Here is a 7,736-nt window from a genome sequence, read left to right on the forward strand (position 1 = left end):
CAGAAACCGTGACCCACCTACCCAGTTATCAGCCCGGTCATCGGCCTGGTCCTCGGCCCGGTCCCCGCCTCGGTGATCCGCCCGGTGACCAACTCGCCGAGCGGCTCGCCGCGTTCGAAGGGCGCCCCGCCGTCAGCGGCGGTGTCGGCAAGGATCCCGTCAACGAGCCGATGATCCGGCACTGGTGCGAGGCGCTGGGCGACACGAGTGCGGCGTACGCCGGACCGGACGCCGTCGCGCCGCCCGCCATGCTCCAGGTGTGGACCATGGGCGGCCTCTCCGGGAATCCGGGCCGCTCGGCCGCGTACGAGGAACTGCTCGCCCTGCTCGACGACGCGGGCTGCACCTCGGTCGTCGCCACCGACTGCGAGCAGGATTATCTGCGGCCCCTGCGGCCGGGGGACCTGGTCGCCTTCGACTCGGTCCTCGAGTCGGTCTCCGGGCCCAAGACCACCAAGCTCGGCACCGGGTACTTCGTCACGACCCGGACGGACGTACGAGTGGATGGTGAGCCGGTGGGCACCCACCGCTTCCGGATCCTCAAGTACGCGCCGGTACGCACGTACGCCCCCTCACGCGCCCCTGAGATACCCGAGATACCTGAGACGTCCGAGACACCTGCGGGGCAGAAACCCCAGGCCGCTCCCACCCTCACCCCCACCCCCACGCGCCCCCGGCCGGTCATCAACCGCGACAACGCCGGTTTCTGGGACGGTGTCGACCGGCACCAGCTCCTCATCCAACGCTGCCTCGGCTGCCGTACCCTCCGTTTCCCCTGGCTGCCGGGATGCAACGCCTGCGGCGGCGGCGAGTGGGACACCGTCGAGGCGTCCGGCGACGGCACCGTCTTCTCGTACGTCGTCCTGCACCACCCGCCCTTCCCGGCCTTCGACCCGCCCTACGCGGTCGGGCTGATCGAGCTCGCGGAGGGCGTCAGGATCGTCAGCAACGTGGTGGGCGTGCCGTACGACAAGGTGCGGATCGGGATGCCGGTGCGGCTGGAGTTCGTACGGTACGAGGAGGGGCAGCCGGCGCTTCCGGTGTTCCGGGGCGACCTTCCCGCGGAGGTGGGCGGATGAGGGCCGGGGACGAGCTGCCGCCGCTGGAGATCGCGATCACACGCACGCTGATCGTCGCCGGGGCGATCGCGTCCCGTGACTTCCAGGACGTGCACCATGACGCCGAGTCGGCGCGGGCGAAGGGGTCCCCCGACATCTTCATGAACATCCTGACCACGAACGGGCTGGTGGGACGGTACGTCACCGACTGTTTCGGGCCAACCGCGGTACTGCGCAAGCTCGCCATCCGTCTCGGCGCCCCCAACTACCCCGGCGACACCATGGTGTTGACCGGACGGATCGAGGACGTCGACGGCGAGGGTGAGGGTGAGGGCGACATGGTCGTCGTACGCGTCCTCGGGGCGAACGGGATCGGCCGGCACGTGTCCGCGACAGTGACCGTCTCCGTACCTCCATCCGTACCTCCATCCGTATCCCCGTCGACCTCGCGGGGAGGCACCCTGTGACCCTGCACGCGCGCGACGACCTAGGCGGTCGTGCGGCCATCGTCGGCATCGGGGCCACCGAGTTCTCCAAGGACTCGGGGCGCAGCGAGCTGCGGCTGGCCGTGGAGGCGGTGCGGGCCGCGCTCGACGACGCCGGGCTGACGCCCGCCGACGTGGACGGCATGGTCACGTTCACGATGGACACCAGCCCGGAGATCACCGTCGCGCAGGCCGCCGGTATCGGGGAGCTGTCCTTCTTCTCCCGGGTCCACTACGGCGGGGGCGCCGCCTGCGCGACCGTGCAGCAGGCCGCGCTCGCCGTCGCGGCCGGGGTGGCCGAGGTCGTCGTCTGCTACCGGGCGTTCAACGAGCGGTCGGGGCGGCGGTTCGGGTCGGGGGTGCAGCGGCGGGAGCCGTCGGCGGAGGGAGTGGCGCTCGGCTGGTCGCTGCCGTTCGGGCTGCTCACGCCCGCCTCCTGGGTGGCGATGGCGGCGCAGCGGTACCTGTACGCGTACGGGCTGTCGCCGGAGGCGTTCGGGCAGGTCGCCGTCCGCGGCCGGAAGTACGCGGCGACCAATCCGGCCGCCTGGTTCCACGGCCGGCCCATCACCCTCGCCGACCACGCGGCCTCGCGCTGGATCGCCGAGCCGCTGCGGCTGCTGGACTGCTGCCAGGAGACGGACGGCGGCCAGGCGGTCGTCGTCACCTCCGTCGAACGGGCGCGCGAGCTGCGGCAGTCGCCCGTCGTCGTCGCGGCGGCGGCTCAGGGCGCCGGCCGAGCGCAGGAACAGATGACCAGCTTCTACCGCGACGACCTCACCGGGCTCCCGGAGATGGGCGTGGTGGCCCGTCAGCTGTGGCGGACCGCCGGGGTGGGCCCGGCCGACATCGACGTCGCCATCCTGTACGACCACTTCACACCGTTCGTGCTGATGCAGCTGGAGGAGTTCGGCTTCTGCGCACCGGGTGAGGCGGCGGATTTCGTCGCGGCCGAGGGGCTGCCCCTGAACACGCACGGGGGTCAGCTCGGGGAGGCGTACCTGCACGGCATGAACGGCATCGCGGAGGCGGTACGACAGCTCCGCGGAACCTCCGTCAACCAGGTGCCGGGCGCGGAAACAGCGCTGGTCACAGCAGGTACGGGGGTGCCGACCTCGGGGCTGGTGCTGACGGCCGCCGGATGAGCGCGACCGTCCGGCCGGCCAGTGGGCCCGGGGTTCCCTCTACTACTGGAGGAGCAGCCTCCGTACTACCGCTGTACGACCCCTCAGGGTTGAACCCTCATAGTCCCGTACCCGGCCTCCACCTTCAGGAGGTGGAGGCAGCCCCCTTCCTACAACCTGAGGCGGACGTGGCTTCGGGACCTGCGGCCGATCCGCCCGAGTAGGGGGCGAACCTAGCGTAGAGCCATGACCACACTCGTCTGCACGAGCGCTTCGAACGCGGCTACGCCGACGACGCAGACCCTGTCGTTCGCGTCCTACCCCAAGCATCCCTCGTACCCCACGTACCCCTCGTTCTCGTCGTACGTGAAGGCCCGCCGCCCGGTGCTGCTGCGCACCGCCCGGTCGCTCACCGCGAATCCGAGCGACGCGGAGGACCTGCTGCAGACCGCGCTCACCAAGACGTACGTCGCGTGGGAGCGGATCGAGGACCACCGTGCGCTGGACGGCTACGTCCGTCGGGCGCTGCTGAACACGCGGACGTCGCAGTGGCGGAAGCGGAAGGTCGACGAGTTCGTCTGCGACGAGCTGCCCGAGCCCGAGGGGACGCCGGTCGGCGATCCGGCGGACCATCAGGTGCTGCACGACGCGATGTGGCGCGCGATCATGAAGCTGCCGGCGCGGCAGCGGGCGATGGTGGTGCTGCGGTACTACGAGGATCTGAGTGAGGTCCAGACGGCCGAGGTGCTCGGGGTGTCCGTGGGCACGGTCAAGTCGGCGGTCTCGCGGGCGCTCGGCAAGCTGCGCGAGGACCCTGAGCTGGTCCTCGCCCGGTAGCTCCGCCAGTGGTCGGTAGTCGGTAGCCAGTGGATCGGCTGGTGGCTGCGCCGGTGAATTCGCCGGTGAATCAGCCCGTTGGTTCCCGGACGGGAACCTCTTGTGACCTCCGATAGTTCCCGAGGCATGACGTGATCTGATCGATCACTCTCCCCTAGTGACGTACCGCTCGGTATGTGAGCAGAATCAGCACAACCTTTACCACCGAGTAGGCAATGAAGCCCCGGGAGGACGCCGTGCTGAGCACCATGCAGGACGTACCGCTGCTGATCTCAAGGATCCTGACCCATGGGTCGACGATCCACGGCGACTCGCAGGTCATCACCTGGACCGGCGAGGACGAACCGCGGCGGCGTTCCTTCGCCGAGATCGGGGCCCGGTCGGCACAGCTCGCACACGCCCTGCGCGACGACCTCGGAGTGGTCGGCGACGACCGCGTGGCCACCTTGATGTGGAACAACCCCGAGCACGTCGAGGCCTACTTCGCGATCCCCTCCATGGGCGCGGTCCTGCACACCCTCAACCTGCGTCTGCCCCCTGAGCAGTTGGCCTGGATCGTCAACCACGCCGCCGACAAGGTGATCATCGCGAACGGCTCGCTCCTGCCGCTGCTCGCCCCGCTGCTCCCGCACCTCAAGACGGTCGAGCACGTCGTGATCTCCGGCCCCGGTGACCGTTCCGCCCTCGCTGGGTCGCACGCCCAGGTGCACGAGTACGAGGACCTCGTCGCCGGGAAGCCGACCGGTTACGACTGGCCCGAGCTGGACGAACGCACGGGCGCCTCCATGTGTTATACCTCCGGGACGACGGGCGATCCCAAGGGTGTGGTGTTCTCGCACCGCTCCATCTACCTGCACTCCCTCCAGGTCAACATGGCCCAGTCCATGGGTCTGACCGACCAGGACACCTCCCTCGTAGTGGTCCCCCAGTTTCATGTGAACGCCTGGGGCCTGCCCCACGCGACCTTCATGACCGGCGTCAACATGCTGATGCCGGACCGGTTCCTACAGCCCGCCCCGCTCGCCGAGATGATCGAGAAGATTCGGCCGACGCACGCCGCCGCCGTCCCCACCATCTGGCAGGGCCTGCTCGGGGAGCTCACCGCACGCCCCCGGGACGTCTCGTCCCTCACCCAGGTCACCATCGGCGGCTCCGCCTGCCCGCCCGCCCTCATGGCCGCCTTCGACAAGCTGGGCATGCGCGTCTGCCACGCCTGGGGCATGACGGAGACCTCCCCGCTCGGCACGATCGCCCGGCCGCCGGCCCATGCGGTGGGTACGGACACGGAGTTCGCGTACCGCCTCACGCAGGGCCGTTTCCCGGCGAGCGTCGAGGCCCGGTTGAGCGGCCCGGGCGGCGAACGACTGCCCTGGGACGGCGAATCGGCCGGCGAGCTGGAGGTGCGCGGCCCGTGGATCGCGGGCTCCTACTACAACGGCCCCGACAGCGAACCCCTGCGCCCCGCCGACAAGTTCAGCGAGGACGGCTGGCTCAAGACGGGCGACGTGGGCACCATCAGTACCGACGGCTTCCTGACGCTCACCGACCGTGCCAAGGACGTCATCAAGTCCGGCGGCGAGTGGATCTCCTCCGTCGACCTGGAGAACGCCCTCATGGCCCACCCGGACGTCATGGAGGCGGCCGTCGTGGCCGTCCCCGACGACAAGTGGGGCGAACGCCCGCTGGCCACGGTCGTCCTGTCGGAGGGCTCCACCGCCGACTTCGCGTCACTGCGCGCCTTCCTCGCCGACGAGGGCAAGATCGCCAAGTGGCAGCTCCCGGAGCGCTGGACGATCATCGAGTCGGTCCCGAAGACGAGCGTCGGCAAGTTCGACAAGAAGGTCCTGCGCAAGCAGTACGCGGAGGGCGAGTTGGACGTCACCAAGCTCTGACGGCCGGCCGGGGCTCATGCACGGGTGACATGCGTGGCTGACATACGTGGCTGACATACGTGGGGTGGGGCAATGTTTCACGTGAAACATTGCCCCACCCCACGTATGCAGAATGTGCCGATCGGTATTGATCAATTGGTGCCGATGCGGGCGAGCAGATCGACGATCCGGCTCTGCACATCGGCGCTGGTGGACCGTTCGGCGAGGAACAGCACCGTCTCGCCCGACGCGAGCCTCGGCAGGTCGGCCTGGTCGACGGCAGCCGTGTAGACGACCAGAGGTGTGCGGTTCAACTGCCCGTTCGCCCGCAGCCAGTCCACGATTCCGGACCTACGACGCTTTACCTGAAGCAGGTCCATGACCACCAGGTTCGGCCGCAACTGCGAGGCCAGCGTGACCGCGTCGGCGTCGCTCGCGGCCCGCGCGACCTGCATCCCGCGCCGCTCAAGTGTCGCCGTCAGCGCGAGCGCGATCTCCGCGTGCTCCTCGATGAGCAGTACCCGCGGCGGATGCTGCTCACTGTCACGCGGGGCGAGCGCCTTCAGGAGTACGGCGGGGTCGGCGCCGTACGCCGCCTCGCGCGTCGCCTGCCCGAGCCCGGCCGTGACCAGCACCGGAACCTCGGCGGCCACGGCGGCCTGGCGCAGCGACTGGAGGGCGGTCCGGGTGATCGGCCCGGTCAGCGGATCGACGAACAGTGCCGCCGGGAAGGCCGCGATCTGCGCGCTGACCTCCTCGCGCGAGTTCACGATGACGGGCCGGTATCCGCGGTCGCTGAGCGCCTGCTGCGTGGTGACGTCCGGCGCGGGCCACACCAGCAGCCGGCGCGGGTTGTCCAGCGGTTCCGGCGGCAGCTCGTCGTCCATGGGCCGGGGCTGCGGCTGGTCGGAGACCTCGACGGCTCCGCCGGGCCCGTCGAGCGGCTCCGGCCCCTCGGCGGCGTTCTGGTCCGGTGCTCCTATGGCGTACGAGCGCCCGGCTCCGTCGGTGAACCCGGGCAGCCGCGGAGTGCCCGGGGCGAGCTGTGTCTGCCCGGCGAGCGAGGGCTGACCCGGCAGGGGTGACTGGCCGGCCAGGGAGGGCTGGGCCGGGACCGGTGCGGCGGGCGCGGCCTGGGCTGCCGGGCGCGTGGCGGCCTGGCCCGTCTGCGGGTGTGGGCGGGCCGTCGCCTCCGGCTGGCCGACGGGTTCGGGGCGCGTACCGAGCTTGCGGCGACGACCGGAGCCGTTCGAGCCGTTGGTGCCGTGCGGAGGCGTCGCGGTCTGCGCTTGGCCCGGTGCCTGGACCTGCGCCGCCTGCCGACTGAACGCCACCCCTTGCCCGAGCGTCCGCACGCTGATCGCGTGCCCCTGCGTCGAGTTCGGGTCGACCGGCGCGGCGGCGGCCTCGTTCGGCAGTGGCTGCCCGACCCGGGGCTGCGCGACCCGCTCGGGAGGGAGCGGGGCGGCTGCCGCCTGGGGTGCCGGGACGGCGGCAGGGGCAGCGGCCGGGTTGTTCGGATTCGGCGCTACGGCGGTGCCGGCGTCGGGGGTTTCGTCTTCGGTCGTGGGCCAAGACTGGGGCTGGGGCTGGGGCTGGGGCTGGGCAGCGGGGGCGGCCTGCGCGGGGATCGCCTGGCCGGGGGCGAGACCCTGGGCGAGGGCGGGCTGGGACGCCGTACCCTGCGCCGGGACCTGCTGGGGATGGCCCTGGGGCACGGACTGCGGGGCCTGCTGCGGGACCTGGTGGGGAACCTGCTGGCCCTGAATGCCCTGTGCCGGGACGGGCTGACCGGGGAGAGGCTGACTGGGAACGGGCTGCGCGACCGGCTGTCCGAGCGCAGGCTGCGCGGGAAGCCCCTGCGGGGGAACTGCCTGCCCGGGCATGGCCTGCCCCTGTCCAGGTACGCCGCTCTGCATACCGGCGGCGGCCTGGGCGGCCATTGCCTGCACGGGAACCGCCTGGCCGGGAATCCCGCCCGGAGGCACGGTCCCCGGCTGCTCCGGAGCCTGGCGCGCACGGCGGCGACCGGTCGGAGCGGAGGTCGGGTGAGGCTGGGGCGGGGTGTGATCGTCGTCGGGATCGTGCATGAGCCCGTCATGACGGCCACCGTCGTCGAACCGGTCGCCGACCGGCCCGGCGGGCACCGCGGCTGCACTCTGGTCCGTCCGGTCGGCCTCCGCCGGGGGCAGGGCGAACACCGGACGGGGGCCCGCCTCCTGCGCACCGCCGCGCTCGGCCGCCGCAGCCAGGGCCCGGCGCCGGCGCCCTGTGGGCTGCCCGTCCGCGCTGTCGTCGGCGGCGTCCTCCGCATCGGAGGGCCCGGAAGGAGCCGCCGGCAGGGCGGGCGGCAACGCGTGC

5 protein-coding genes and 1 pseudogene are annotated in these 7,736 nt (G+C 71.4%); 5 read left to right on the forward strand and 1 reads right to left on the reverse strand.

Features of this window, described 5'->3' with window-relative positions; all coding sequences use genetic code 11:
* Positions 1-8 precede the first annotated feature (8 nt).
* From G3I71_RS19155 to G3I71_RS19175, 5 genes are all read left to right on the forward strand, one after another.
* A complete protein-coding gene (locus G3I71_RS19155) occupies positions 9-1,079 on the forward strand; it encodes a bifunctional MaoC family dehydratase N-terminal/OB-fold nucleic acid binding domain-containing protein (RefSeq protein WP_164316013.1) in 1,071 nt (356 codons plus the stop codon).
* Positions 1,076-1,525, forward strand: a complete 450-nt coding sequence (locus G3I71_RS19160) for a MaoC family dehydratase (protein WP_164316014.1) — start codon at positions 1,076-1,078, stop codon at positions 1,523-1,525. The genes G3I71_RS19155 and G3I71_RS19160 overlap by 4 nt, the downstream gene beginning before the upstream one ends.
* Positions 1,522-2,688 (forward strand): lipid-transfer protein, encoded by a 1,167-nt coding sequence (locus G3I71_RS19165; protein WP_164316015.1) that lies wholly within the window; start codon positions 1,522-1,524, stop codon positions 2,686-2,688. Before G3I71_RS19160 ends, G3I71_RS19165 begins: the two co-directional genes overlap by 4 nt.
* Positions 2,689-2,913: 225 nt before the next feature.
* Positions 2,914-3,504, forward strand: a complete 591-nt coding sequence (locus tag G3I71_RS19170) for a SigE family RNA polymerase sigma factor (protein ID WP_164316016.1) — start codon at positions 2,914-2,916, stop codon at positions 3,502-3,504.
* Between the two features lie 215 nt (positions 3,505-3,719).
* Entirely contained in the window at positions 3,720-5,396 is a 1,677-nt protein-coding gene (locus G3I71_RS19175; protein ID WP_164316017.1) for a long-chain fatty acid--CoA ligase, read from the forward strand.
* A gap of 131 nt (positions 5,397-5,527) precedes the next feature.
* On the opposite strand, the pseudogene G3I71_RS19180 reads toward G3I71_RS19175, so the two are convergent.
* Positions 5,528-7,736: pseudogene (locus G3I71_RS19180) on the reverse strand (nickel transporter); the annotation flags it as partial.

The sequence above is a fragment of the Streptomyces sp. SID12501 genome (assembly GCF_010550245.1).
Lineage (GTDB): Bacteria > Actinomycetota > Actinomycetes > Streptomycetales > Streptomycetaceae > Streptomyces.

What these genes read in the sequence shown, in the direction of transcription:
- G3I71_RS19160 (WP_164316014.1), top strand. Translation starts at nt 1,076, where the DNA reads ATGAGGGCCGGGGACGAGCTGCCGCCGCTGGAGATCGCGATCACACGC.
- G3I71_RS19175 (WP_164316017.1), top strand. Translation starts at nt 3,720, where the DNA reads ATGAAGCCCCGGGAGGACGCCGTGCTGAGCACCATGCAGGACGTACCG.
- G3I71_RS19170 (WP_164316016.1), top strand. Translation starts at nt 2,914, where the DNA reads ATGACCACACTCGTCTGCACGAGCGCTTCGAACGCGGCTACGCCGACG.